Source organism: Streptomyces sp. NPDC051172, assembly GCF_040682555.1.
Lineage (GTDB): Bacteria > Actinomycetota > Actinomycetes > Streptomycetales > Streptomycetaceae > Streptomyces.
Window position 1 is genome coordinate 1 of the sequence record NZ_JBFBBE010000035.1, and the last position, 24,248, is coordinate 24,248.

Here is a 24,248-nt window from a genome sequence, read left to right on the forward strand (position 1 = left end):
GCGGCCCGCACAGGGGGAGCGGGCCGCCGCCGGACCTTCTCGGCGGTGGTGGCCGACTGCCGCCCCTGGCCCGGGCGGCGGTGGGGAGCCGGTCACCTGGTGGAGGACGCTAAACCTGTCTGTATCGGCTCGGTAACGCGATGTGCGGAAGTGCCCCGGGCGGATCGCCGGGTGACCGTTTGCGGCCGTGATCCATGACTCACGCCGTCGACTTCACGCAGTGCGCTGACCGATGTGGCGGTTCCGGGACAGGTGCGGGTGGCGGAGTGCTATGGGCCGCATATATGCAGGATCCACCGATGAAGGCCGGGGCGGTGTCCGGCGTCCCGTGCGCCCCTGTTTAAGCTCGGGCCTCATGGACGTACTCATCCATCTCTTCGTCGGCCTGCACATCATCGGCATCGCCGCGCTCCTCGGCGGCTTCTTCACCCAGATGAAGGCAATGGGCCGCGGCGATGCCCGCTTCGTCCCGGCGATGCTGCACGGCGCGCTGACGATGCTGGTCACCGGCGCGATCCTGGTCGGCCTCAACCAGGCGGACGACCATCACGTCAACAGCATCAAGATCGGGATCAAGCTGGCCCTGCTGATCGTGATCCTCGGCCTGGTCTATGTGAAGCGGGACGACGAGAAGATCGACAAGAGCCTTTTCGGGCTGGTGGGCCTGTTCACCACGGCGAACGTCTTCATCGCGGTGCTGTGGACCTGATGCCGGCGCGGGCCGCGGCGACGGAGCCCGCGGCGACGGCCGGCCACGCAGCCACCGCGATCCACAGCAGCACCTGACCGGGTCCCTTCAGCCATGGCGCGTCGAGGACGGCGGCGACGGACAGCACGGCCGTCGCCGTCATCCCCAGCGGGAAAACGGTCGCCCAGCGCCGCACGTCGTAGCCGCGCCGCGGCCGGACCGCCTCGGCGACGAGCAGTACGGCGTACCAGGCCAGGTCCAGCACGAGCAGCGACACGGTGACGGCGCGCAGGACACCGCGGTCGTCGTCGTCCCACAGGTACAGGCGCGCGCTGTCCGCCGCGACGAGCCTCGCTCCGGCGAGCGCCGAGATGGCGAGCGCACCGCCCGCCACCCACTGGTCGCCCAGCCCTTGCGTCACCTGTCGCAGATCGAAGAGGGCCAGCACGCAGGCGTAGAGGACGAGCCCGAGTCAGAACAGCGCCGGCGCCGCGCGCGCGAGCCGTGCCGTCGCCTGGACCCCGGCGAGTGTGGCGCCGAGCACCGCGCCCGGCATGTGACGCCGCCAGTGCCGTGCGACCTGCACCAGCAGCAGCGGCCACAGCACGGCAGCCGGCGCGAGCAGGGCCTCGGCTGGGGTCTGCCGTCCGAGGGCGCAGAACCGGGTTCCGAGGACGGTGGTCGCCGCGACGGCGGTCAGCGCCCCCGGCGCCCCGCCTCCGCCCGCCACCTCACCGGTTCCCGCACCAGCCGGGCACCGAAGCCCGCCGCAAGCACCGCCCAGGCGACACAGGCCAGGCCCAGGACGATCCGCGACAGCACCTCGTACCCCGTCGGATGCAGTCCGAGCGACACACTGCCGGTCGCCGGCACGGCGGCCCCGGCCGCCGGCGAACGCTGCGCCCACCAGGCGTGGCGGAAGGTCGGGCCGGACATGGGGCCGATGCCAAGGAGTGCGGCGCGGGTTGAGGCCGGGCCACGCGCGCGTGCATCACAAACTGTCCCCACGCGCGCGTGCCCTGCTCTCCTGCCTCAGGCAGGCCGCACCACGCTGTGGATGATCGATTCGCCGCCGTAGTAGATCGACTCCTCGCGGACGTACGCGCCGGGCTTCGGGGCGTGGATCATCATGCCGTTGCCGATGTAGACGCCGACGTGGCTGATGTCGTCGTAGAAGAAGATCAGGTCGCCGGGCTGAGCGTCGGTCAGCGAGACCGTCGTGCCGGCGTTGACCTGGTCGTAGGTGGTGCGCGGGAGGGAGACGCCGGCGGCCTTCCAGGCGGCCTGGGTGAGGCCGGAGCAGTCGTAGGAGCCGGGGCCGGTGGCGCCCCAGACGTACGGTTTGCCGATCTGTGCCCGGGCGAAGGCGAGCGCCTTCTCGGCCTTGGTGGCGTAGGAGGAGTCGCTGGTGGAGGTGGATCCCGAGCCCGAGGCGGAGCCGCCGTCCCGGGCCGCGGCCTCTTCCTTGGCCTTCTCCGCCGCCGCCTGCTGTTTCGCCAGCTCAGCGGCCTTGCGGGCCGCCGCCTCCTCCTGCTGCTTCTGGATCGCCGCGAGCCGCGCCTTCTCGTCGGCGGTCAGCTTCGACAGCAGCTCGCGCGCGTCGGAGAGCTTCTTCTGCACCGTGGACTTGGCGGTCTGCAGGTCGCTCTGTGTCGCGGTGAGCGACTCAAGGCTCTTGGATGCCTCCTGACGCTTCTTCATCGTCGCGGACTGCTCGGTGAAGTACTCGTCGACCGCGCTCTTCTGGCGAGAGGTCAGCCGTCCCATCAGCTGCGTCTGGTCGAAGTAGTCCTGCGGGGAGTCCGCGAGCAGGAAGGTCGCCGTGTCGGGTGCGGCGGCTCCGGTCCGGTACTGGGCCGCGGCGAAGGAACCGAGCCGGTCACGCTCTTCGTTGAGCTTCTGCATGCGCTTGGCGACGTCGTCGAGGAGGGTGTCGACGTTCTTGCGCTGCTTCGTGGTCTTCTCTTTGGCCGCGTTGTACTTCTCGGTGGCCGACTCCGCCTGGCGGTAGAGGTCGTCGACCTTCTTCTCGACCTCTTCGAGGCTGGGCTTGCCGTCCGCGGCGGGGGCGGCGTTCGCGGACTGGGACAGCAGGGCCACCGAGGTGAGGGCGGCCGTGGCGAGGGCGGGGGTGCGTATACCTGCTACGCGCGAACCCGCGGGGCGCGACTTGCGGTGCGACGCCAAGGGAGGCGACTCCTTCCATGCTCCGCCTACCGAGTTAGCTGTCGGGTTCGGGCGGGTGGTTCGGAAGGGTTGCCCTACGGTCCGTGCCCCGAAAGGGAGGAGGACCGATTCACCCCAAGGTCGGTGTGGGTCCCCGGCTCCGGATGCGCGGCGGCGCACCGGACTCGGCGGAGGCCGCGCGGCCCGGCGACGTTCGCCGGTGGGGGTCGTGCGGCCTGCCGGAACGGTAGCCAACTCGTGTGGCCCCTGTGAAGGTTGATGTTCGATATGCCCGATACATTTTCGTGACCTTCGGTCAGCAGGTCGCATGCGCTCGTCAATTCGGGATGATATGTGCCGTCCTGGTGGTATTTCTGTCGGAGCGGCAGCGTCCACTCGCTTCGGTCCACGCCTCGACTTGTTCGATTACGGTCCGTGATGGCACGGTTCTGGAGAGCAGAGGACGTCTGGCGTTCAGGTCTGGAAGCACCAGGGATTCTGCGCCCGTGGAGGCCCAGGGGAGCCCGCGGATTCCGGCGATGTTCTCAGGGCGGCGGCGGGCTGTCAGTGGGGCACCCTAGACTCGGAGAGCGATGAGCAGCCTCTTTGACGACAGCTTCCTGGCGAACCTCCAGGCCCCCCGCGGGCACGAGGAGGAACCTCCGCCGCCGCCCGAGGACGATCACGGACCGGAGCCGGTTCCGGACGATCTGTTCGGCGGGAAGTTCGACGTGCCCCCGGACCGGGAGGACTACTACCGCAACGGCGCCCCCCGCCCGGCGATCGACCCGGCCGCACTCCTGGACGGGCTGAACGAGAACCAGCGCGCGGCCGTCGTCCACTCCGGCGGCCCCCTGCTCATCGTGGCCGGCGCCGGCTCCGGCAAGACCCGCGTGCTCACCCACCGCATCGCGTACCTCCTGGGCGAGCGGAACGTGCATCCCGGCCAGGTCCTCGCGATCACCTTCACCAACAAGGCCGCGGGCGAGATGAAGGAGCGCGTCGAGCAGCTCGTCGGCCCGCGGGCGAACGCGATGTGGGTGATGACCTTCCACAGCGCGTGCGTGCGCATCCTGCGGAGGGAGTCGAAGAAGCTCGGCTTCACCTCCTCCTTCTCGATCTACGACGCAGCCGACAGCAAGCGCCTGATGGCCCTCGTCTGCCGCGACCTGGACCTCGACCCCAAGCGCTACCCGCCGAAGTCCTTCAGCGCCAAGATCTCGAACCTGAAGAACGAGCTGATCGACGAGGAGGACTTCGCCGCCCAGGCCGCCGACGGTTTCGAGAAGACCCTCGCCCAGGCCTACGCCATGTACCAGTCGCGGCTGCGCGAGGCGAACGCCCTCGACTTCGACGACCTGATCATGACGACGGTCAACCTGCTGCGCGCCTTCCCGGACGTCGCCGAGCACTACCGCCGCCGCTTCCGGCACGTCCTGGTCGACGAGTACCAGGACACCAACCACGCCCAGTACGCGCTCGTACGGGAACTCGTCGGCACCGGCACGCGCGCCGACGAAGCTGACGTACCGCCGAACGAGTACGACCTCCAGCCCGCCGAACTGTGCGTCGTGGGCGACGCCGACCAGTCGATCTACGCCTTCCGCGGTGCGACGATCCGCAACATCCTCCAGTTCGAGGAGGACTACCCGGACGCGACGACGATCCTGCTGGAGCAGAACTACCGCTCCACCCAGACGATCCTCTCCGCGGCCAACGCCGTCATCGAGCGCAACGAGTCCCGCCGCCCCAAGAACCTGTGGACCAACGCGGGCGCGGGCGCCCGCATCACCGGCTACGTGGCCGACACGGAGCACGACGAGGCGCAGTTCGTCGCCGACGAGATAGACCGTCTCACGGACGCCGGCGAGGCGAAGGCCGGAGACGTCGCCGTCTTCTACCGCACCAACGCCCAGTCCCGTGTCTTCGAAGAGGTCTTCATCCGCGTCGGCCTGCCCTACAAGGTCGTCGGCGGTGTCCGCTTCTACGAGCGCAAGGAGGTCCGGGACGTCCTGGCCTACCTGCGGGTGCTGGCCAACCCCGAGGACTCGGTGCCGCTGCGCCGCATCCTCAACGTCCCCAAGCGCGGTATCGGCGACCGCGCGGAGGCGATGATCGACGCCCTCGCCCAGCGGGAGAAGATCAGCTTCCCGCAGGCGCTGCGCCGCGTCGACGAGGCGTACGGCATGGCCGCACGTTCGGCCAACGCCGTCAAGCGGTTCAACACACTGATGGAGGACCTCCGGACGATCGTCGAGTCCGGCGCGGGCCCGGCGACCGTACTGGAGGCGATCCTCGAACGTACCGGCTACCTCGCCGAGTTGCAGGCCTCCACCGACCCGCAGGACGAGACCCGCATCGAGAACCTCCAGGAACTCGCCGCCGTGGCCCTGGAGTTCGAGCAGGAGTCCGGTGAAGGCGAGGAGCCGGGCTCTCTCGCCGACTTCCTGGAACGCGTCGCGCTGGTCGCCGACTCCGACCAGATCCCCGACGAGGAGGAGGACGGCTCCGGAGTCATCACCCTGATGACCCTGCACACCGCCAAGGGCCTCGAGTTCCCGGTGGTCTTCCTGACGGGCATGGAGGACGGCGTCTTCCCGCACATGCGCGCCCTCGGCCAGACCAAGGAACTGGAGGAGGAGCGGCGGCTCGCGTACGTCGGCATCACGCGCGCGCGTGAGCGGCTGTATCTGACCCGGTCGTCGCTGCGCAGCGCGTGGGGGCAGCCGTCGTACAACCCGCCCTCCCGGTTCCTGGAGGAGATCCCGGCACAGCACGTCGACTGGAAGCGGACGGGCGCCGCCGCCCCGGTCTCCTCCGGCCCGGCGTCGGGCCTGGCCGCCTCCTTGTCGTCCTCCCGATCGCGCTCGTCGGCGTCGGGCGCGTCCGGCTTCGCCACGAGCCGCGCCTCCGAGAAGCCGGTGGTCTCGCTGGCCGTGGGCGACCGCGTCACACACGACCAGTTCGGGCTCGGCACGGTCGTGGCCGTGAAGGGCACGGGCGGCAACGCCGAGGCGACGATCGACTTCGGCGACACCAAGCCGAAGCGCCTGCTGCTGCGGTACGCACCGGTCGAGAAGCTGTAACTGCCGGTGACCTACAGCCCGTAGTGGGGGAGTTTGAGGACGAGGCCGTTCAGGCCGGATGAGGGGTCTGGGGCGCAGCCCCCAGCTCTCCTACGTCGGGTCCAGCCCGTGACTCCGCAGCCACGGCAGCGGGTCGATCGCCGAGCCCCCGCCCGGGCGGACCTCGAAGTGCAGGTGCGGGCCGGTCGAGTTGCCGGAGTTCCCGGAGTACGCGATCGGGTCGCCGGCCTTGACCGTCGTACCGGAGGCGACGCGATAGCTGGAGAGGTGGCAGTACCACGTCTCCGTGCCGTCCTTCGCGGTCACTATCATCATGTTTCCGTACGCACTGTTCCATTGCGTGCGGACGGTGCCGTCGGTCGCTGCCATCACCGTAGTGCCGTACGAGACCGGGAAGTCGATGCCGGTGTGCACGGACATCCAGTTGATGCCGGCCTGGCCGAAGTAGGCGCTGAGCCCCTTCTGCGTCACCGGAAGGACGTACTTCGGGCGCAGCCGCTCCTTGCGGGCCGCCTCCGCTGCCGCCTTCTTCTTCTCGGCCTCCTGCTGCGTCTTGAGGTCGATGCGCTCCTGGGTACGGCTCGCCCGGTCGGCGAAGTCGTCGGCGCCGGCGGAGAGGCTCCGGAGCTGGGTGTCCAGCTTGTTGTTGGCGGTGGATGGTTTCACCGCATGTGCGTCCGACGCGGTCGTCGAGGTGCCCTGGTCGCCGGTGAACGTGCCCACGGAGGCGGCGGCGATACCGGCCACGCCCATCACACACGCCGAGGGCACGGCGATGGTCAGCAGCGCGGACCGCTTGGCGGGCGCGCGACGGCGGGAACGGGCCCCGCTGCGGGAGCCCGCGCGCGCCGCCGGTGCCGACGTGGCCTCTTCCTGCTCGTCGAGGAGCGGGGCCGCCGAGGGCAGCTCCCCGGTGGCGTTCGACTGGCCGCCGTCCGGAGCGGATTCGTCGTACGGACCCTGCTCGGCCTGCTGCTCGTAGTCGTCGACGGGTCCGGCGGGCGCGGCGGTGTCACCGGCCTCGGGGCCCTCCGAGTTCCACTGCGTGGCGTCGTATGCGCCGGTGTCGAAGGCCTGGGTGCCCCATTCCCACTGCTGGGTCTGGTCGGCGTGGCCGCCCGAATGGTCGGGCTGCAGCCAGGCGTTCGCATCCCACTGACCTGAGACGTCGTGCCCGGTGGCCTGCGGCGGGATGGCGGCAAGCGGCTGGTAGCCGGCGGTCCAGGCGGTCGTGTCGTACACGCCCGTGTCGTAGGCGGCATGGTGCTGTGCCGCGTACGCGTCGTAGTTCAGGGTCTGCTGGCCGCCGGTGGCCCAGTGTCCGGAGTCGTACGAACCCGTGCTCTCGCCCGGGAGGCTGCCGAACAGGGGGTCTGCGGCGAAAGTCGCGGTGGCGTGGCTGCCGGTCGCAAAACCGTTGGAGTCGTAGTCGCCGTACGTGGTGAAGTCGCCGTACTGGGCTTCCTGCGTGCCGTACGACGCGTAGTGCGCCGAGGCGGCGTCGGAAGCCGGAGCCGGGGTCATGGTCCCCGACGGGTGACGGTCGTTCACCAACTTCTCTTTCGCCTCGACAACAGGGGCTGCCAGAGCAGTGCGGTGACTGTACCCGGCGGTACGCGGGCTCGACAATCTTCAACAGGTTTCGTGCGCGCAGGAAACGGGCATTCGGCCGTGTTTCGGGGGACGACGGGCACGGCTTTGGCCTGTGTTCGAAGGATGTTCGAGGCCAAATGGCTGTCGCATAGCCGTGCGGGCGCTGTCCGGGCGCCGTCCCAGGGCCGTAGGCAGGCTGTGCGGGATGTGGTCGTACCGGACGCGGCTGTAAAAGGACGTGGTCAGGCAACTGTCAGGCCGTCGGCGTGCGCGGCGGCTTCTGCTCCTGTCCGCTCGGTGTCGAGAGCCTGCCGTATCCCGGTCGCGACGGCCGGGTGCACGGGCAGGGCGAGATGTCCGATCCCGCTCACCCTCACGTTCTGCACCATCAGGTCGGGGTGGTCGATACAGGCGGTCTCCAGGGGGTCCATCAGGTGATCGAGGTCGCTCCAGAAACTCACGAAGTGCGTACGGCAGCCCGGCGCGGGCCGGGTCAGCTCCTCGAGCAGCTCCGAGCCGGGGCGCATCTGGCGGACGATCGGGTGCGCGTTCGCCAGCGGCACCACCCGGGTGCCGGAGTGCGGGGTGCCGAGCGTCACCAGCGTGCGGACGCGGATGTCACCGCCCAGGCGCTGCACGTAGTACCGCGCTATCAGTCCGCCGAGGCTGTGTCCGACGATGTCGACCTGCCTGCTGCCCGTGCGCTCGCAGATTTCTTCTATGTGCCGGCTCAGAAGTTCGGCCGCGGTGCGGATGTCGCAGGTCAGCGGCGAGTAGTTGAGCGACTCGATCTGCTGCCTGCCGTGCTGGACGAGGCTGCGGCGCAGCAGCACGAAGACCGAGCGGTTGTCGATGAAGCCGTGCAGGAGGACGACCGGGGGTTTGGCCTCGGACGGCAGCTGAGCGGCGCCGTCCGCCGACGGGAGCGGGATCGACGACCCTCGGCGTTCCTGTGTGACGCCGGAGGGATAGAGGAGGAGGTGTCCTGCGAGGATCGCGAGTTCCAGGGCGGTCGCCTTCAGCAGGGCCAGGGAGAGTCCCGCCAGTCTGCTCGGGAGCAGTCGCTGGCAGAGCGGGAGAAAGGGCAGCGTTGCCCTCGTGACCTTCATGGCCGACCTCCTGTCGGCACGCAGGAGGACGCCTCTGTCCCCCGTGTGCCCTCGTGGGAGGCCGCGAGGAAGGCGGTCGGCGGCCCTTCACGGCATAGCCGACACCCCGCATCGCCACGGCGCGCGGCCTGCGGCGCGGTGGTGCGGCGACCTCTTTGCGGCTCCCTTTGCGCGTGTTCCCGCCGGAACGGTGCGCGGTGAACGTGTCCCATCGTGTGATTTCCCCCTCTGTCTTCACCGCGAAACTGCGGGTTGCGGGATGCTGGCGATAACGTTCGTTCACTTTCCCGGCCGGTTCGGGTACCCAGTACTTGTCGGTAGGGATGGATGCAGTCGCTTCATGGAGGCAGTGATGGGTGTGGCAGCCGGTCCGATCCGCGTGGTGGTGGCCAAGCCGGGGCTCGACGGCCACGATCGCGGGGCCAAGGTGATCGCGCGTGCGTTGCGCGACGCCGGTATGGAGGTCATCTACACGGGCCTTCACCAGACCCCCGAGCAGATCGTCGACACCGCGATCCAGGAGGACGCCGACGCGATCGGGCTGTCGATCCTGTCCGGTGCCCACAACACGCTCTTCGCCGCGGTGATCAAGCTGCTCAAGGAGCGGGACGCTGAGGACATCCTGGTCTTCGGGGGCGGGATCATCCCCGAGGCGGACATCGCTCCGCTGAAGGAGCAGGGCGTCGCGGAGATCTTCACCCCCGGGGCCACGACGCAGTCGATCGTGGACTGGGTGCGGGCGAATGTCCGTCAGCCTGCCGGAGCGTAGGCCTCCCGCGGTGGGGCGGTTGTCTTGTGCGGGTGGGCCTGGGTGACCGGGCCTGGGGGCTCTGCCCCCAGACCCCCGTGTCGGCCTGAACGGCCTAGTCCGCAAATGCTGGACGGGCTGATGGGTACCGACCGGCTCCGAGGAGCGTCTGCCGCCGCAGGGCAGTCCTACGCCGATTCCAGCTCTTCTGTCATCGCTGCCCGCAACCGCAGGGTCGTGACCAGGCGCTGGAACGCCTCCGCCCAGTAGCCGCCCGCCCCCGGTGATGCGTCCTCCGTCTCGTCGGGTATCGCCAGCAGGCCGTCGAGGCGGCTCGCCTCGGAGGGGTCGAGGCAGCGTTCGGCCAGGCCCATCACTCCGCTGAAGCTCCATGGGTAACTTCCCGCGTCCCGCGCGATGTTGAGCGCGTCCACCACCGCCCGCCCGAGCGGCGCAGACCAGGGCACCGCGCACACCCCGAGCAGCTGAAACGCCTCGGACAGGCCATGGGCCGCGATGAAACCGGCCACCCAGTCGGCCCGTTCGGCGGCGCTCAGCGTGCCGAGCAGCTTGGCGCGCTCGGCCAGCGACACCGCGCCCGGACCGCCGGCCTCCGGGGCGGACGGGGTTCCGAGGAGCGCCCGGGCCCACTCGGGGTCCCGCTGCCGCACGGCGGCCCGGCACCAGGCCGCGTGCAGTTCGCTCTGCCAGTCGTCCGTCACCGGCAGCGCCACGATCTGCCCTGGCGTACGCCCGCCCAGCCGCGTGGACCAGCTCCCGAGCGGTGTCGCCTCCACCAACTGGCCGAACCACCAAGACCGTTCACCCCGCCCTGCCGGAGCCTTGGCCACGACACCGTCGCGCTCCATGCTCGCATCGCACTCGTGCGGAGCCTCCACGCTGATCACCGGTGAGTCGCCCGTGTGGTCGACGGCCACACAGGCCGCGGCTCTCAGGGCCATCCGCGCGGCGAGCGCCGAACCCGGCAGTGCGGAGAGCAACTCTGCCGCCGTCGCCCGCACGTTGCGACTGCGGTCGGCCAGCGCCTGTTCCAGGAAGGGCTCGTCCTCGGGACCGAGTCCCGTGCGCAGCGAGTCGAGGAACATCAGGCGGTCCTCGGCCCGCTCCGTCGACCAGGTCGTGGTGAGCAGTTCGCGGGCGGCGGCGGGCTCGCGGGCGCGTATGGCGGACAGGAGCGCGACCCGCTCGGCGAACAGGCCCTCCTCCCACAGGCGCAGGGTCTGCTCCGTGTCCTCGGGGCGCGGCAGGGCGGCGCCCCCGCCCGGGGTGGCACGCAGGGCGAACCGCCAGTCGGGGTTCAGCCGGGCGAGCCACACGGCGCGCGGCCCTGCGAACGCCAGCGCCGCCGGCCGCAGATCCGTACGCCCCCGGGCCGCGTCCAGCAGCGCGGGCAGCGCCTGAGGGGGTGCCGCGAAACCGCGGGCGTTCGCCGCCGCGAGCCATTGCGGCAGCAGCTCCATGAGGTCCGGCGCCGTGCCCCGGCGGCCGCCGCCGCCCGTGCCTGGGCGGTCGGACAGCAGCAGCGCCAGCCTGCGGGCCGCCGCGGGAGGCAGCACGGGCCGCGGGTCCTCGGCAGCCGGCTCGGGCCGTCCGGCCGCGCGCGCCGCCCGCAGCCCGGCCCGCCGACGGACTGTCTCCGCGGCCGCCGCGTCCAGCAGCGCCACCGGCGCCTCCCGCCCCGGCGATGTGCCCGGCGGGATGCGCCGCTCCGTGCCGAGGAGTGCCGCCGTGACGAGTTCCTCCCAGGCGCCCGAGGAGTGCGTATCCACCTGTGTGGACGTCCTGTTCATGCGGTTCCCTTCCGTGAGGGCCCACCCCCCTGTGGGCGTCGTACGGCGGTCCCCGGACTGTTGGGTCAGCACAGCCGCACCGCCTCTCCCGACCCCTCCGGCCACGCCGTCAGTGGCGTGAAGCCCCGGTGGCCGCACTCCCCGAAGACCTTGACCGGAGCGCCGCCCGAGAGGGCGACCAGGCGCCACAGACCGGGGCGGGTACGGGCAGTGGGAGTCAGCGGCAGCGCCGCATCCGCGTCGGCGTCCGCCAGCTGCCAGGAGTCGCCGTCCGGGATCGGTACGACCCGGTCCAGCGTGACCGGGACGGAGTCCAGCCAGGGGTCGTCCCGCAGGGCCTCGCCGTAGCGGGCGGCCGCCACGGCCGTCGTCACTCCCGGCGGCCGTGTCACCGACGGGGCCGGTGGCGCGAACTGCTCGGCGAGGGCCGCCCGCAGCTGTCCGGTACCCGGATAGGCGGACACCTCGGCGTCCAGGGTCAGTCCGACCGGCAGCGCCAACTCCGGGGCGCGGCCCGCGGCGCCATAGGAGAGCAGGAGCGCGGTGCGGTCCGAGTCCGTGCCGTGCAGCCAGATCCTGCGGGTCGTCAGGCGTGCGTCCGCAGTGTCGTACTGGGCCAGGACCAGCCAGCGGTCGCGCAGCGGCGGGCCGTCCGCCGAGCCGGGCAGGCCGATCCGGGAGCGGACCGTGGCCGCCAGGCCGTTCGGGAGCCGTTCGCGGTGCAGCCAGCCCTGGTCGAGGAGATGGAGCAACGCGCACTCCTCCAGCAGACGCACCGGCCAGCCCGGCCCGGACGACGGGATCACCCCCAACTCCCGCACCCGCGCGGCCAGCCCAGGGGCCTGGGCGTCGACCATGCGGGCCGCAGTCTCCTCCCACAGCCCGTACCCCGCCTGCTCCGCGCTCGCCAGACCGCCGCGCAGCAGATCCGCCAGGCGCTGCTCCAATTCGGTCGCACCCGCGGTGATCCGCTCGGCCCTGCGCTCCGCCCGGCGCCGCGCGGCCTCCGGATCACCGGACCCGGACGCTGATCCGGACGCGTCCGCCGACCGCTTCTGCCCGGCGCGCTGCCTTCTCCCCTCTATCCACTGCTCCGCCCAGTCCGGCGCCTGGCCCGACGGCACCGCACCGTCCCCACCCGCCCAGAGCAGCAGCAGCCCGAGCGCGTGCTTGCACGGGAACTTGCGGCTCGGGCAACTGCACTTGTACGCGGGGCCCGCCGCATCCGCGATGTCCACGACCGTCTGATACGGCTTGCTGCCACTGCCCTTGCACTGCCCCCACACCGTCCCCTCGTCGGAACTCCCCGTCTCGGACCACGGCCCCGCCGCGCCGAGTTTGCTGCCCGCTTTGCGTGACGCGGCGTCAGGTGCCAGTGCCAGCACCTGATCCGCGCTCCAGCGCACCCCCTGCTGAGTCATGTCATCGAAGGTAGATCCCGCCACTGACAATCGGCCCTGCGAGCACACTCGCGCAGGGGTTTTCGCAGGTCAGGACGGATTGTCAGTGGCGTAGTGCAACGTGGGTGCCAGATCCGAACCGGCCGAGCTGGAGGGGGCCTCAGCCATGTCTGTGTCCGTGGAACCGACGATCGTCGAAGCAGCCGAAGTACCCGCGAAGGAGCCGGCAGAGGCGTTGCGGCCGCATGCCGAGGACGCCTTCGCCGGTGAGCTCGCCGCGCTGGCCGCGCAGGACGACCGCCCGCGCCCGGCGCGCTGGAAGCTGTCGCCGTGGGCGGTGGCGACATACCTGCTCGGCGGCACCCTGCCGGACGGCACGGTGATCACACCGAAGTACGTGGGCCCGCGCCGCATCGTCGAGGTCGCCGTCACCACGCTCGCCACCGACCGCGCACTGCTTCTGCTCGGCGTGCCCGGCACCGCGAAGACCTGGGTGTCCGAGCACCTGGCCGCGGCGGTCAGCGGTGACTCCACGCTGCTCGTGCAGGGCACGGCGGGTACGCCGGAGGAGGCGATCCGGTACGGCTGGAACTACGCGCAGCTGCTGGCGAACGGCCCGAGCCGGGCCGCCCTGGTGCCCAGCCCCGTCATGCGGGCCATGGCGGAGGGGATGACGGCACGGGTGGAGGAGCTGACCCGTATCCCCGCCGACGTCCAGGACACGCTCATCACGATCCTCTCCGAGAAGACGCTGCCGATACCGGAGTTGGGGCAGGAGGTGCAGGCCGTCCGGGGCTTCAACCTGATCGCCACGGCCAACGACCGGGACCGCGGGGTCAACGACCTCTCCAGCGCCCTGCGCCGCCGCTTCAACACGGTGGTGCTGCCGCTGCCGGAGAGCGTCGAGGCCGAGGTCGACATCGTCTCGCGCCGCGTCGACCAGATCGGCCGCTCGCTCGACCTGCCGGCCGCGCCCGACGGCATCGACGAGATCCGCCGGGTCGTGACCGTCTTCCGCGAGCTGCGCGACGGGGTCACGTCCGACGGGCGTACGAAGCTCAAGTCGCCGAGCGGCACGCTGTCGACGGCGGAGGCGATCTCGGTCGTGACCAGCGGACTCGCCCTGGCCTCCCACTTCGGGGACGGCGTGCTGCGGGCCGGGGACGTCGCCGCGGGCATCCTCGGTGCCGTTGTCCGCGACCCGGCGGCCGACCGCGTCATCTGGCAGGAGTACCTGGAGGCGGTCGTCCGCGAGCGCGACGGCTGGAAGGACTTCTACCGGGCCTGTCGTGAGGTGAGCGCGTGAACGATCTGGGGTGGGGCCGCGTGGGCGGGAGCGGCGGAAACAGTGGGAACAAGAGTTCGGGCGGGGGCCAGGGACCGGGCGGGTCGGTGTACATGGCGCACGAGGACGGCAGCGGCCCGGACGGCAGCCGGAAGGCGTCCGGCGGCCGCATTCGAGGGGCGCGATGACCAGGACGACGAGGGGGACGGCGTGACAGGGACGGCGAGGGGCGGGAGTGGCGCGGCCGGTGACGGACCGCTGCTGCTCGGCGTACGACATCACGGACCCGGCTCGGCACGAGCGGTACGGGCGGCGCTGGACGCTGCCCGGCCCCGGGCCGTGCTGATCGAGGGGCCGCCCGAGGCCGACGTACTGATCCCGCTGGCCGCAGAGGAGGACATGCGGCCGCCGGTCGCCCTACTCGCCCACGCGGTGGACGAGCCCGGCCGCTCGGCGTTCTGGCCGCTCGCCGAGTTCTCTCCGGAGTGGGTCGCGATCCGGTGGGCCCTGGAGCACGACGTACCGGCGCGCTTCATCGACTTGCCGGCGACGCACACCCTGGCGTGGAGCAGGGACACGGAGGGCGAACCCGGCGGTGGCGCGGGTGACGGACGTGGGGGCGACGTCGATACGGCCGGGGGCGGTGCGTCCGGTGCCGACACCGGGCACGGAGGCGTGGGCGGTGCCAGGGCGGGGCGCGGGGGCGACGCCGACTCCGGTGCCGGGGCAGGGTTCGGGGCCGGGGCCGGGGCCGGTTCACAAGCCAACTCCGGCACCGGTCCTGTGGCATCGATCGGGGCCAGGCCAGACGTCGGCCCCTGCGCAGGGGCCGACACGGGAGCCGATGCTGCGGCCGGATCCGGCGCCGAGGCCGAGACCGGAGCCGGCACCGGTGTCGGGGCCGCCCCCGACACCGACAGGCGTGCCGGTGCCGATTCCGATGGCCGGCCCGCTGCCGACGAGCCGGCCATGGAGACCGACGTCCGTATCGACCCGCTCGCCGTGCTCGCCGAAGCCGCCGGGTACGACGACGCGGAACGGTGGTGGGAGGACGTCGTCGAGCACCGGGGGGTCGGAGAGGGGGACGCGTTCGCGCCGTTCCTGGTGCTCGAAGAGGCCATGGGGGCGCTGCGGGAGGAGTACGGCAGCGGGGGCCATGACCGGGATCTCGTACGGGAGGCGTACATGCGGCTCCAGGTGCGGGCTGCGCAGCGGGAGTTCGGGCACATGGTGGCCGTCGTGTGCGGGGCCTGGCATGTGCCCGCGCTGCGGCAGAAGACGGCCGTCGCCGCCGACCGGGCGCTGGTGAAGGGGCTGCCCAAGGTCAAAACGGACATGACGTGGGTGCCGTGGACGTACCGGAGACTGTCGCGGGTCAGCGGATACGGGGCGGGAATCGACTCGCCGGGCTGGTACGGGCATCTGTTCGCCGCCCCGGACCGGCCGGTCGAGCGGTGGATGACCAAGGTGGCCGGGCTGCTGCGGGGCGAGGACCGGATCGTCTCCTCGGCGCATGTCATCGAGGCGGTGCGGCTGGCGGAGACGCTCGCGGCGATGCGGGGCCGCCCGCTGCCGGGGCTCGGCGAGACGACCGATGCCGTGCGCGCGGTGATGTGCGAGGGCTCGGACGTGCCGCTGGCGCTGGTGCACGACCGACTGGTCGTCGGCGACGTGCTGGGGGAGGTGCCGCAGTCGGCGCCGGCGGTGCCGTTGCAGAGGGACCTGGACCGGATCCAGCGACGGCTGCGGCTCAAACCGGAGGCGCAGGAGCGGGAGTTGGAGCTCGACCTGCGCAAGGAGACCGATGCAGGGCGCAGCAGGCTGCTGCACCGACTGCGGTTGCTGGGTGTGGCGTGGGGTGAACCGGCGGCTTCGCGGGGGAGCACGGGCACGTTCCGGGAGACATGGCGGCTGCGCTGGGAGCCGGAGCTGGCCGTGCGGGTGGCGGAGGCCGGGGTGTGGGGCACGACGGTGCTCGCCGCGGCGACGGCCAAGGCGGAGGCGGACGCCGTCGCGCTACAGGCCCTGTCCGACGTCACCGGACTCGCCGAGCGCTGTCTGCTGGCCGAACTCCCCCAAGCGCTACCGGTGGTGATGCAGGTACTAGCCGACCGGGCGGCGCTCGACACGGATGTCGGCCACCTCGCGCAGGCCCTGCCCGCCCTGGTCCGCTCCCTCCGGTACGGCGATGTACGCGGCACGGACACAGGGGCGCTGGCCGGGGTCGCCGCGGGTCTCGCCGAGCGGATATTCGTCGGCCTGCCCCCGGCCTGCGCGGCCCTGGACGCGGACGCCGCCGAGGAGATGCGACGCCATGTGGACGCGGTGCACGGGGCGGTGGGGCTGCTGGGCGACGCGCCCACGCCTGGCCACCGCGACCTGCGGGGCCGCTGGCACTCGGTTCTGCGCGTGCTGTCCGTCCGGGATATCGGGCCCGGCGTGGTCCGGGGGCGGGCCGTGCGGCTGTTGCTGGACGACGGGGAGTTGGGGCAGGACGAGGCGGCGCGGCTCATGGGTCTCGTGCTGTCGCCGGGGACTCCGCCGGGGGATGCCGCCGTTTGGATCGAGGGGTTCGTCGGTGGAGGGTCCGGCGGCGGAATGCTCCTCGTGCACGACGAGCGGCTGCTCGGGCTGGTCGACGCCTGGCTGACCGGGGTGCCGGGGGAGGCGTTCACGGACGTACTGCCGCTGCTGCGGCGGACGTTCTCGGCGTATGAGCCGGGGGTGCGCCGGACCCTGGGCGAGCTGGTCCGGCGCGGGCCGGGGGAGCGGGGGAGCGTGACGGCCGCCGGCTCCGGCGTACCGGGCTTCGCGGCCGACCTCGACCCCGGGCGCGCGGACGCCGTGCTGCCGGTGGTCCGGCTGCTGCTGGGCCTGGACGGACCAGGCGGCCCGGGCGGAGCGGAAAAGGACATCGACAACGACCTTGCGGGGGTGGCGGGATGACGAAGGACGGACTGACGGAAGCCCAGGAGGACGTCGGCGCAACGGCCGTCGGCAGGAACGGGAGCGGCAACAGGAATTGCACCAGGTACGGGGGAGGGGCGAAGGACCGTCCGGCGGTCGCCGTCGCCGTGATGCCGCTCTGGGACCGGCCTTGCACGGGGGTGTGCCGATGACGGCCGGGGCGATGGATCCGGCAGCCCCGGAGCAGGAGCGGCTGCGGCGCTGGCGGCTGGTGCTCGGTGGCGACGCCGCCGACGGCACGGGATGCACTCTGTCGGGGCAGGACAGCGCGATGGACGGGGCGTTGGCCGCGCTCTACGGGAAGGGCGACAAGCAAGGGCAGGCGGGGCGGGACCGGTCGGCGGGGCTCGGGGCTTCGGCGCCGTCGGTGGCGCGCTGGCTCGGGGACATCCGGACGTACTTCCCCTCCTCCGTCGTCCAGGTCATGCAGCGCGACGCCATCGACCGGCTCGGGCTGTCCGCGCTGCTGCTGGAGCCGGAGATGCTGGAGGCGGTGGAGGCCGACGTCCACCTCGTCGGCACGCTGCTCTCGCTCAACAAGGCGATGCCGGAGACGACCAAGGAGACGGCACGGGCCGTCGTGCGCAAGGTCGTGGAGGACCTCGAGAAGCGGCTCGCCACCCGCACTCGGGCCACCCTCACCGGCGCCCTCGACCGCAGCGCCCGGATCAGCCGGCCGCGCCATCACGACATCGACTGGAACCGCACCATCGCGGCCAACCTCAAGCACTACCTGCCCGAGTACCGGACGATCGTGCCGGAGCGGCTCATCGGCTACGGGCGGGCGTCCCAGTCCGTGAAGAAGGAAGTAGTCCTCTGCATCGACCAGTCGGGGTCGATGGCGGCCTCCGTGGTCTACGCGTCCGTCTTCGGGGCGGTACTCGCGTCCATGCGGTCGATCAACACGCGACTCGTCGTGTTCGACACGGCGGTGGTCGACCTCACCGACCAGCTGGACGTGCTCTTCGGCACGCAGCTGGGCGGCGGCACGGACATCAACCGGGCACTCGCCTACTGCCAGTCGCAGATCACCCGGCCCGCGGCGACCGTGGTCGTGCTCATCAGCGATCTCTACGAAGGCGGGATACGGAACGAGATGCTCAAGCGGGTCGCCGCGATGAAGGCGTCAGGGGTGCAGTTCGTCACGCTGCTTGCGCTCTCGGACGAAGGGGCGCCGGCCTACGACCGGGAGCACGCGGCCGCGCTCGCCGCGCTGGGGGCACCGGCGTTCGCGTGCACGCCCGATCTGTTCCCGGAAGTGATGGCGGCGGCCATCGAGAAGCGACCGCTGCCCATACCTGACACCGCATGACCGGACACGACATGGCATGACCGGAAACAGCCCGACACCGCTGACAGGGAACGGTCACTGACGATTTGTCGATGCATCGTCGTCCGACTTCGTCCAGCAAAACGGACATGCCTACCCATCGGTAACAGGGGGCTTGCGCAACCTCGGGAGGGCCGTGCGAGGATCGACGCCTCATCAGCGGCGCGCCGTTGCGTCGCCTCGTCCGTATCGCACCGCGTCGCGCCGACTCGTAGCTCGTTACGGCTCGTTACATGAAATTCGTTCCGCCGCACGGGAGGACCGCCCCCTCTTGACCTGGCCAGCAGCCTTGCCCGGTGCCGCTCTGCGCGTGATGCGCACGGCGGCCGGACGGCGTGCGCTGCAAGTGGTTCTGCTGGTGGGCGGGTTGTTCGCGCTGGGGTTCCTCTGCGGGGAACAGGCGCACGCGGCGGAGGGGGTGCCGGCCGCGTCCTCGTCCGAGGTCGTCCCGACCGCTCCGGCAGACGACGTCCGGGCGTCGTTGACGAGCACCACGGCCGCCACGGTCACTCGGCTCACGAACACGTCGACCGCTACGGCCGGTCGGCAGACGAGCACTTCGGCGGCGCTCGTGGCGCAGGCGCCCCAACCCCAGCCGGCCGCTCCGGACCTGTCCAAGCCAACGACTCCAGCCGCACCGGTACCGGCCGACCCCAAGCCCGCCCCGAATCCCGGCGCCATTGCCGCGACACCGGGCGCAGCCGGTCAGGTCCTCACTCCGTTGACCGGTGAGCTGGTCCGCTCAGCGGGCGAGCGCGTCGTGCAGCCGGTCGGTGGCCTGGTGGAGAGCGTGACCGCCGGACTGGGCAGGGTGACCGCGCAGATACCGCCGCCGTCGTTGCCGTCCCTGCCGGGGCCGGCCGGGTCCCCGTCGATGCCGGGCCTGCCCGAACTGCCCGGTTTCCCTTCGTCGCCGGGCCGGATGCTTCCCGCGCCGGTCGCGCAGGCGCCGCAGCCGGGTGTCGCAGGGCACCCGGGTACGGAGGGCGCCGTCGACGACAGGCGCTCCGCAGCGGCCGCGAGCGGTACGGCGTACGGGCCGCGGCTCGTCGTGGACGTGACCGCGGGCGACGCCACCGCCGTGCAGGGCAGCAACCGGCGGGGCGGTGCCGGGTACACCCCGGCGCACCATGCCCCCGACGGCGACCCGGCCGGTGTTCCGGCCAACCGGGCGGCGGTCGACAACGGCACCCCGAGGCACGGTGACGCACACGCCGTAGCCCTGAACCACCGGCAGTTCGTGCGGCTGGTGCCCGGCGACGCCGTTCGCGCAGCCGCGGCCGGTACCCGGGACCGGCACCGGGACATTCCCGTATTCCCTGGTTAGGGCAGGCCCTTCCCCCGCCACGGACCTGCCGCGCGGGGGCGGAGCAGGTCTGCCCGCCCGTCCGGACACCCCTTCGTTCTCCGGACGCAAGCCGCCGACTCCGCTGGTCCCGACTCCCCGGACCAGGACCGGACACGGCGCCGGAATTGTCCCCAAGCCTTTCGAAGAAGCCCCGGATCTCCCCGGATCTCCCCTGAGATCAAGGAGCGCGGAGCTTCCAGGGATCTAAGGATCTGACGCACGCATGAACAAGAACATCCGCCGCTCCATCGTCATAGCCGCCGGTGTCACCGGCGCATGGGCGCTCGGTTCAGCCGTCGCCAGCGCTGACGAGTTGCCCTCTTCCTCCCTGTCCGTGTCCGACACGACCACCGATCCGACCACCGATCCGGCCACCGACGCGACCGTCGACTCCGGCAGCACCCTCGGCGCGCTGACCGACACCGTCACCGGCACGGTCGACGGCGTCGTCACCGGCGTCCAGCACACCGTCTCCGGTGTCACCGGGACGGCCGGTTCCCCCGTGGCCAAGGCGACCGCCACGGTCACCGGCGCGGGGAAGACGACGCCCGGCGGCACCGCCGAGCAGGCCCGTAGGTACGTCGACGCCAAGGTGTCCGCCCCGCAGGCGGTCAAGAAGGCGTCCAGGGTCAAGGGCGCCGCCGCCATCCAGGGCGCAAAGGCCGCCCGTGCCGCGCAGGCCGAGGCGAAGGCCGCGGCCGCCCAGGGCGCCACCGTCGTCACCGACACGACCTCCTCGCCGCAGGGCGAGGTCGACTACCTCTTCGGCCCCCTCGCCGCCTTCGCGCCGGAGCTGGAGCAGGCGCTGGCCGCCGCCCAGACGAAGCTGCAGGGCGTGCAGTCGGCGGCCCGCACCCAGGCGCAGGGCGTCGACGGTGTCGTACGGACGAAGGCGCAGCAGACCGTCGCGGGCGCGGGCCGTGCCGCGGCGGGTGTTGAGGGACGTGCCGTAGGCGTGGCGGCCCTCGCGCAGAGCGAGGCCGCTGTCGTCGCCGGTGCCGCCCAGGCCGCCGTGGCCGGGGTCCCCGGCCATGTCACGGGCACGGTCGGCGGGGTCGAGCAGAGGGTCGTCGGCACCGTGAAGAGCGTTCCCGGCACGGTCACCCCGGTCGTCGAGGAGACGGCAGCGGCCGCCGTCCCGCCCCTCGCCGCCCACGCCGTGCAGGGCGTGACGCCGGTCGCCGGCCAGGCGGTGGCGGGCGTCGTCCCGGTCGCCCAGCGGACCGTCGGCGGGGTCGCGCCCACCGCCACCCATGCCGTGGACGAGGTGACGCCGGTGGCCACGGGCGCTGTGCACGGCGTGCTGCCTGTCGCGGGCGGCGCCGTGATAGGGGTCCGACAGACCGCCGGTCACGCGGTCGGCGCCGCGACGGCGACGGCGTACGGCGTGGTGGCCGATGTCCAGCCGGTCGCGGGCGCTGTCGTCGAGGGCGTGCAGCCGGTGGCGGGAGGCGTGCTCCAGGGTGTGACTCCCGTTGCCGCGGGGGCGCCGGCCGATGTGCAGTCCGTCGCCGGTGGTGCCGTGTACGGCGTGGCGCCGGTCGCCGCCGGTGTCGTAGCGGACGTGCCGTCGTACGCCACCGGTCTGGTCGGTCAGGTCACCGAGGACGCGACGGGCGCCGTGCTGCCGCCGGTCGCGCACACCGCCGTGGACGGAGTGCGGCCGGTCGCCGGGCAGGCCGTGGCGGACGCGGGCGGGCTGGCGTACGGCGTCACGGGTGACGTCCGGCCGTTCGCCGGTGGGATCGCCGCCGACGTGGCGCCGCTCGGGTACGGCGTGGCCGGTCACGCGACCGGCCTCGGGTACGGCGTCGCCGGGCAGGTGCCGCAGTTCGCGCAGGGTGTCACCGAGGCCGCCCAGCCCCTCGTCGACCTCGTCGAGCCGGTGGTCCAGGGCGTCGGCGGCAGCGCGACGACGCTCGCGTACGGCGTCGCGGGTGATGTCACGCCCTTCGCGTACGGCGTCCTCGGGGACGTCGACCCCTTCGCCCACGGCGTCGTGGGCCAGGTCGCGCCCTTCGCCGGCGACCTGACCGACACCGTCCGGTCGACCGGCGGCCCGCTCGCCGGACATGCGGTCACCGGCGTCCAGGGCGTCACCGAGTCGATCACGCCGGGCTACGTGCAGAACGTGCAGTACGGCGTCTGACGCTCGACCGACTCCGCGGACCCAGGGACCCGGACGGCCGAAAGCCGTCGGACCGGCCGGCCCGAACCCCGCGGGTGGAGTCAGGTGATCCCCATTGGGGTGGGGATCAACTGCTCCGAGCCCCCCTTCGGGGCTGTAGATGGGGCCTCACCGGGTCAACCCCAGCCCGGTGAGGCCCTTCCCCGTACGTGTCCCACACGCCCTTGTGAACCGGGCCCGCCCCTCACATCCGGCACGCCGTGCCAGTGAGCGCGGCATCATGTGACAGGTATCACCGCTCAGGTGTGACCCTCGATTTAGAGGCCCTCCGCAAGCAGCGATAACCTGCGAGACGGACATGCCGCGCGCTCGGACACCGTGTGCGCCTCCCCTGTGACTAGCGGACGTCACGTTGCCCTTCGCGGCACGCCCACGCATCCAACGAACCGCGAGATCACTGATAGGGACGGAAGCGCGTGGACCTGTTCGAGTACCAGGCGAGGGACCTCTTCGCCAAGCACGATGTACCGGTGCTGGCCGGTGAAGTCATCGACACGCCTGAGGCGGCCCGCGCAGCCACCGAGCGCCTCGGTGGCAAGTCTGTCGTCAAGGCCCAGGTGAAGGTCGGCGGCCGTGGCAAGGCCGGTGGCGTGAAGCTCGCCGCCACCCCGGACGAGGCGGTCGAGCACGCGACCAACATCCTCGGCATGGACATCAAGGGCCACACGGTCCACAAGGTGATGATCGCCGAGACGGCCCCGGAGATCGTGGAGGAGTACTACGTCTCCTACCTCCTCGACCGTGCCAACCGCACCTTCCTCTCCATCGCGTCCGTCGAGGGCGGCATGGAGATCGAGGAGGTGGCGGAGACCCGCCCCGAGGCCGTCGCCAAGACGCCGATCGACGCCAACGAGGGTGTGACCGAGGAGAAGGCCCGCGAGATCGTCGCGGCCGCCAAGTTCCCGGCCGAGGTCGCCGACAAGGTCGTGAACGTCCTCGTCAAGCTGTGGGACACCTTCATCAAGGAGGACGCCCTCCTGGTCGAGGTCAACCCCCTCGCCAAGGTCGCCTCCGGTGACGTCATCGCCCTGGACGGCAAGGTCTCGCTGGACGAGAACGCCGAGTTCCGTCAGCCGGAGCATGAGGCCCTCCAGGACAAGGACGCGGCCAACCCGCTCGAGGCCGCCGCCAAGGAGAAGAACCTCAACTACGTCAAGCTCGACGGCGAGGTCGGCATCATCGGCAACGGCGCGGGTCTCGTCATGAGCACCCTGGACGTCGTCGCGTACGCCGGTGAGAACCACGGCGGCGTGAAGCCCGCCAACTTCCTCGACATCGGCGGCGGCGCCTCCGCGCAGGTCATGGCGAACGGCCTGGAGATCATCCTCGGCGACCCGGACGTCAAGTCCGTCTTCGTCAACGTCTTCGGCGGCATCACCGCGTGCGACGAGGTCGCCAACGGCATCGTCCAGGCGCTGAAGCTCCTGGAGGACCGCGGCGAGGACGTCACCAAGCCGCTGGTCGTGCGTCTGGACGGCAACAACGCCGAGCTGGGTCGTCAGATCCTCACCGACGCCAACCACCCGCTGGTCCAGCGCGTGGACACCATGGACGGCGCGGCCGACAAGGCCGCCGAGCTCGCGGCTGCGAAGTAAGGGACGAGGGACAGAACAGCCATGGCTATCTTCCTCAACAAGGACTCCAAGGTCATCGTCCAGGGCATGACCGGCTCCACGGGCATGAAGCACACCAAGCTCATGCTCGCCGACGGCACGAACATCGTCGGTGGCGTGAACCCGCGCAAGGCGGGCACGACCGTTGACGTCGACGGCACGGAGATCCCGGTCTTCGGCACCGTCGCCGAGGCGATCGAGAAGACGGGCGCGAACGTATCCGTCCTCTTCGTACCGCCGGCCTTCGCCAAGGCCGCCGTCGTCGAGGCGATCGACGCCGAGATTCCGCTCGCGGTCGTCATCACCGAGGGCATCGCGGTCCACGACTCGGCCGCGTTCTACGCGTACGCCGTGTCCAAGGGCAACAAGACCCGGATCATCGGCCCGAACTGCCCCGGTCTCATCACCCCGGGCCAGTCGAACGCCGGCATCATCCCGGGCGACATCACCAAGCCGGGCCGCATCGGCCTGGTCTCGAAGTCCGGCACGCTGACGTACCAGATGATGTACGAGCTGCGTGACATCGGCTTCTCCTCCGCCGTCGGCATCGGTGGCGACCCGGTCATCGGCACCACCCACATCGACGCGCTCGCCGCGTTCGAGGCCGACCCCGACACCGACCTGATCGTGATGATCGGTGAGATCGGCGGCGACGCCGAGGAGCGCGCCGCTGCGTTCATCAAGGAGAACGTGTCGAAGCCGGTCGTCGGTTACGTCGCGGGCTTCACCGCGCCCGAGGGCAAGACCATGGGTCACGCGGGTGCCATCGTCTCCGGCTCGTCCGGTACGGCTGCCGCCAAGAAGGAGGCCCTTGAGGCCGCCGGTGTCAAGGTCGGCAAGACGCCGACCGAGACGGCGAAGCTGGCGCGGGAGATCCTGGCCGGCTGAACGGTTTCCTGGCTGGATGCTGATGGGC

15 protein-coding genes, 1 pseudogene and 1 riboswitch are annotated in these 24,248 nt (G+C 71.6%); of the genes and pseudogenes, 10 read left to right on the forward strand and 6 right to left on the reverse strand.

Annotation, left to right across the window (positions count from 1 at the left end; all coding sequences use genetic code 11):
* Positions 1 to 355 precede the first annotated feature (355 nt).
* A complete protein-coding gene (locus AB0N07_RS21910) occupies positions 356 to 709 on the forward strand; it encodes a hypothetical protein (RefSeq protein ID WP_365837454.1) in 354 nt (117 codons plus the stop codon).
* On the opposite strand, the pseudogene AB0N07_RS21915 reads toward AB0N07_RS21910, so the two are convergent.
* A pseudogene (locus AB0N07_RS21915) lies at positions 687 to 1,624 on the reverse strand (tellurite resistance/C4-dicarboxylate transporter family protein). The gene AB0N07_RS21910 and the pseudogene AB0N07_RS21915 sit on opposite strands and share 23 nt — an antisense overlap.
* Positions 1,625 to 1,720: 96 nt before the next feature.
* Positions 1,721 to 2,875 (reverse strand): NlpC/P60 family protein, encoded by a 1,155-nt coding sequence (locus AB0N07_RS21920; RefSeq protein ID WP_365837456.1) that lies wholly within the window; start codon positions 2,873 to 2,875, stop codon positions 1,721 to 1,723.
* Positions 2,876 to 2,883: 8 nt separating this feature from the next.
* Positions 2,884 to 3,055, reverse strand: a riboswitch (cyclic di-AMP (ydaO/yuaA leader).
* 392 nt (positions 3,056 to 3,447) lie between these two features.
* Here AB0N07_RS21920 and pcrA point away from each other — a divergent pair.
* The gene (gene pcrA / locus AB0N07_RS21925) at positions 3,448 to 5,940 is read left to right on the forward strand and encodes a DNA helicase PcrA (RefSeq protein WP_365837458.1); all 2,493 of its coding nucleotides are present in this window, start codon (positions 3,448 to 3,450) and stop codon (positions 5,938 to 5,940) included.
* 90 nt (positions 5,941 to 6,030) lie between these two features.
* On the opposite strand, the gene AB0N07_RS21930 is transcribed toward pcrA, so the two are convergent.
* The gene (locus AB0N07_RS21930; protein ID WP_365837460.1) at positions 6,031 to 7,491 is read right to left on the reverse strand and encodes a M23 family metallopeptidase; all 1,461 of its coding nucleotides are present in this window, start codon (positions 7,489 to 7,491) and stop codon (positions 6,031 to 6,033) included.
* Positions 7,492 to 7,775: 284 nt separating this feature from the next.
* Positions 7,776 to 8,642, reverse strand: coding sequence for an alpha/beta fold hydrolase (locus tag AB0N07_RS21935; RefSeq protein WP_365837462.1), 867 nt, complete (start codon positions 8,640 to 8,642; stop codon positions 7,776 to 7,778).
* A gap of 352 nt (positions 8,643 to 8,994) precedes the next feature.
* Here AB0N07_RS21935 and AB0N07_RS21940 point away from each other — a divergent pair, with 352 nt between their 5' ends.
* Positions 8,995 to 9,411, forward strand: a complete 417-nt coding sequence (locus AB0N07_RS21940; protein ID WP_030930230.1) for a cobalamin B12-binding domain-containing protein — start codon at positions 8,995 to 8,997, stop codon at positions 9,409 to 9,411.
* A 167-nt stretch (positions 9,412 to 9,578) separates the two neighbouring features.
* On the opposite strand, the gene AB0N07_RS21945 is transcribed toward AB0N07_RS21940, so the two are convergent.
* Positions 9,579 to 11,201, reverse strand: coding sequence for a DUF5691 domain-containing protein (locus AB0N07_RS21945; RefSeq protein WP_365837464.1), 1,623 nt, complete (start codon positions 11,199 to 11,201; stop codon positions 9,579 to 9,581).
* 65 nt (positions 11,202 to 11,266) lie between these two features.
* The gene (locus AB0N07_RS21950) at positions 11,267 to 12,622 is read right to left on the reverse strand and encodes an SWIM zinc finger family protein (RefSeq protein ID WP_365837466.1); all 1,356 of its coding nucleotides are present in this window, start codon (positions 12,620 to 12,622) and stop codon (positions 11,267 to 11,269) included.
* A 145-nt stretch (positions 12,623 to 12,767) separates the two neighbouring features.
* Here AB0N07_RS21950 and AB0N07_RS21955 point away from each other — a divergent pair, with 145 nt between their 5' ends.
* The 7 genes from AB0N07_RS21955 to sucD all read left to right on the forward strand — a co-directional run bounded on the left by AB0N07_RS21955 (position 12,768) and on the right by sucD (position 24,220).
* The gene (locus AB0N07_RS21955) at positions 12,768 to 13,907 is read left to right on the forward strand and encodes an AAA family ATPase (RefSeq protein ID WP_365837468.1); all 1,140 of its coding nucleotides are present in this window, start codon (positions 12,768 to 12,770) and stop codon (positions 13,905 to 13,907) included.
* 189 nt (positions 13,908 to 14,096) lie between these two features.
* A complete protein-coding gene (locus AB0N07_RS21960; protein WP_365837470.1) occupies positions 14,097 to 16,832 on the forward strand; it encodes a DUF5682 family protein in 2,736 nt (911 codons plus the stop codon).
* A 169-nt stretch (positions 16,833 to 17,001) separates the two neighbouring features.
* Positions 17,002 to 18,165 (forward strand): VWA domain-containing protein, encoded by a 1,164-nt coding sequence (locus tag AB0N07_RS21965; RefSeq protein ID WP_365837472.1) that lies wholly within the window; start codon positions 17,002 to 17,004, stop codon positions 18,163 to 18,165.
* 289 nt (positions 18,166 to 18,454) lie between these two features.
* Complete coding sequence (locus AB0N07_RS21970; protein WP_365837474.1) at positions 18,455 to 19,510, forward strand: hypothetical protein; 1,056 nt, start codon at positions 18,455 to 18,457, stop codon at positions 19,508 to 19,510.
* Positions 19,511 to 19,754: 244 nt separating this feature from the next.
* Positions 19,755 to 21,680: a hypothetical protein gene (locus tag AB0N07_RS21975; protein ID WP_365837476.1), complete on the forward strand. Its 1,926-nt coding sequence runs from the start codon at positions 19,755 to 19,757 to the stop codon at positions 21,678 to 21,680.
* Between the two features lie 455 nt (positions 21,681 to 22,135).
* Complete coding sequence (sucC, locus tag AB0N07_RS21980) at positions 22,136 to 23,314, forward strand: ADP-forming succinate--CoA ligase subunit beta (RefSeq protein ID WP_365837478.1); 1,179 nt, start codon at positions 22,136 to 22,138, stop codon at positions 23,312 to 23,314.
* A 21-nt stretch (positions 23,315 to 23,335) separates the two neighbouring features.
* Complete coding sequence (gene sucD, locus AB0N07_RS21985) at positions 23,336 to 24,220, forward strand: succinate--CoA ligase subunit alpha (protein ID WP_232647486.1); 885 nt, start codon at positions 23,336 to 23,338, stop codon at positions 24,218 to 24,220.
* Positions 24,221 to 24,248: the final 28 nt, after the last annotated feature.

Excerpts from the sequence above, each read along its gene's own strand:
- AB0N07_RS21945 (WP_365837464.1), bottom strand. The coding sequence starts at position 11,201 with ATGAACAGGACGTCCACACAGGTGGATACGCACTCCTCGGGCGCCTGG.
- AB0N07_RS21950 (WP_365837466.1), bottom strand. The coding sequence starts at position 12,622 with ATGACTCAGCAGGGGGTGCGCTGGAGCGCGGATCAGGTGCTGGCACTG.
- AB0N07_RS21975 (WP_365837476.1), top strand. The coding sequence starts at position 19,755 with ATGAACAAGAACATCCGCCGCTCCATCGTCATAGCCGCCGGTGTCACC.
- AB0N07_RS21965 (WP_365837472.1), top strand. The coding sequence starts at position 17,002 with ATGACGGCCGGGGCGATGGATCCGGCAGCCCCGGAGCAGGAGCGGCTG.
- AB0N07_RS21935 (WP_365837462.1), bottom strand. The coding sequence starts at position 8,642 with ATGAAGGTCACGAGGGCAACGCTGCCCTTTCTCCCGCTCTGCCAGCGA.
- pcrA (WP_365837458.1), top strand. The coding sequence starts at position 3,448 with ATGAGCAGCCTCTTTGACGACAGCTTCCTGGCGAACCTCCAGGCCCCC.
- AB0N07_RS21910 (WP_365837454.1), top strand. The coding sequence starts at position 356 with ATGGACGTACTCATCCATCTCTTCGTCGGCCTGCACATCATCGGCATC.
- AB0N07_RS21940 (WP_030930230.1), top strand. The coding sequence starts at position 8,995 with ATGGGTGTGGCAGCCGGTCCGATCCGCGTGGTGGTGGCCAAGCCGGGG.
- AB0N07_RS21955 (WP_365837468.1), top strand. The coding sequence starts at position 12,768 with ATGTCTGTGTCCGTGGAACCGACGATCGTCGAAGCAGCCGAAGTACCC.
- sucD (WP_232647486.1), top strand. The coding sequence starts at position 23,336 with ATGGCTATCTTCCTCAACAAGGACTCCAAGGTCATCGTCCAGGGCATG.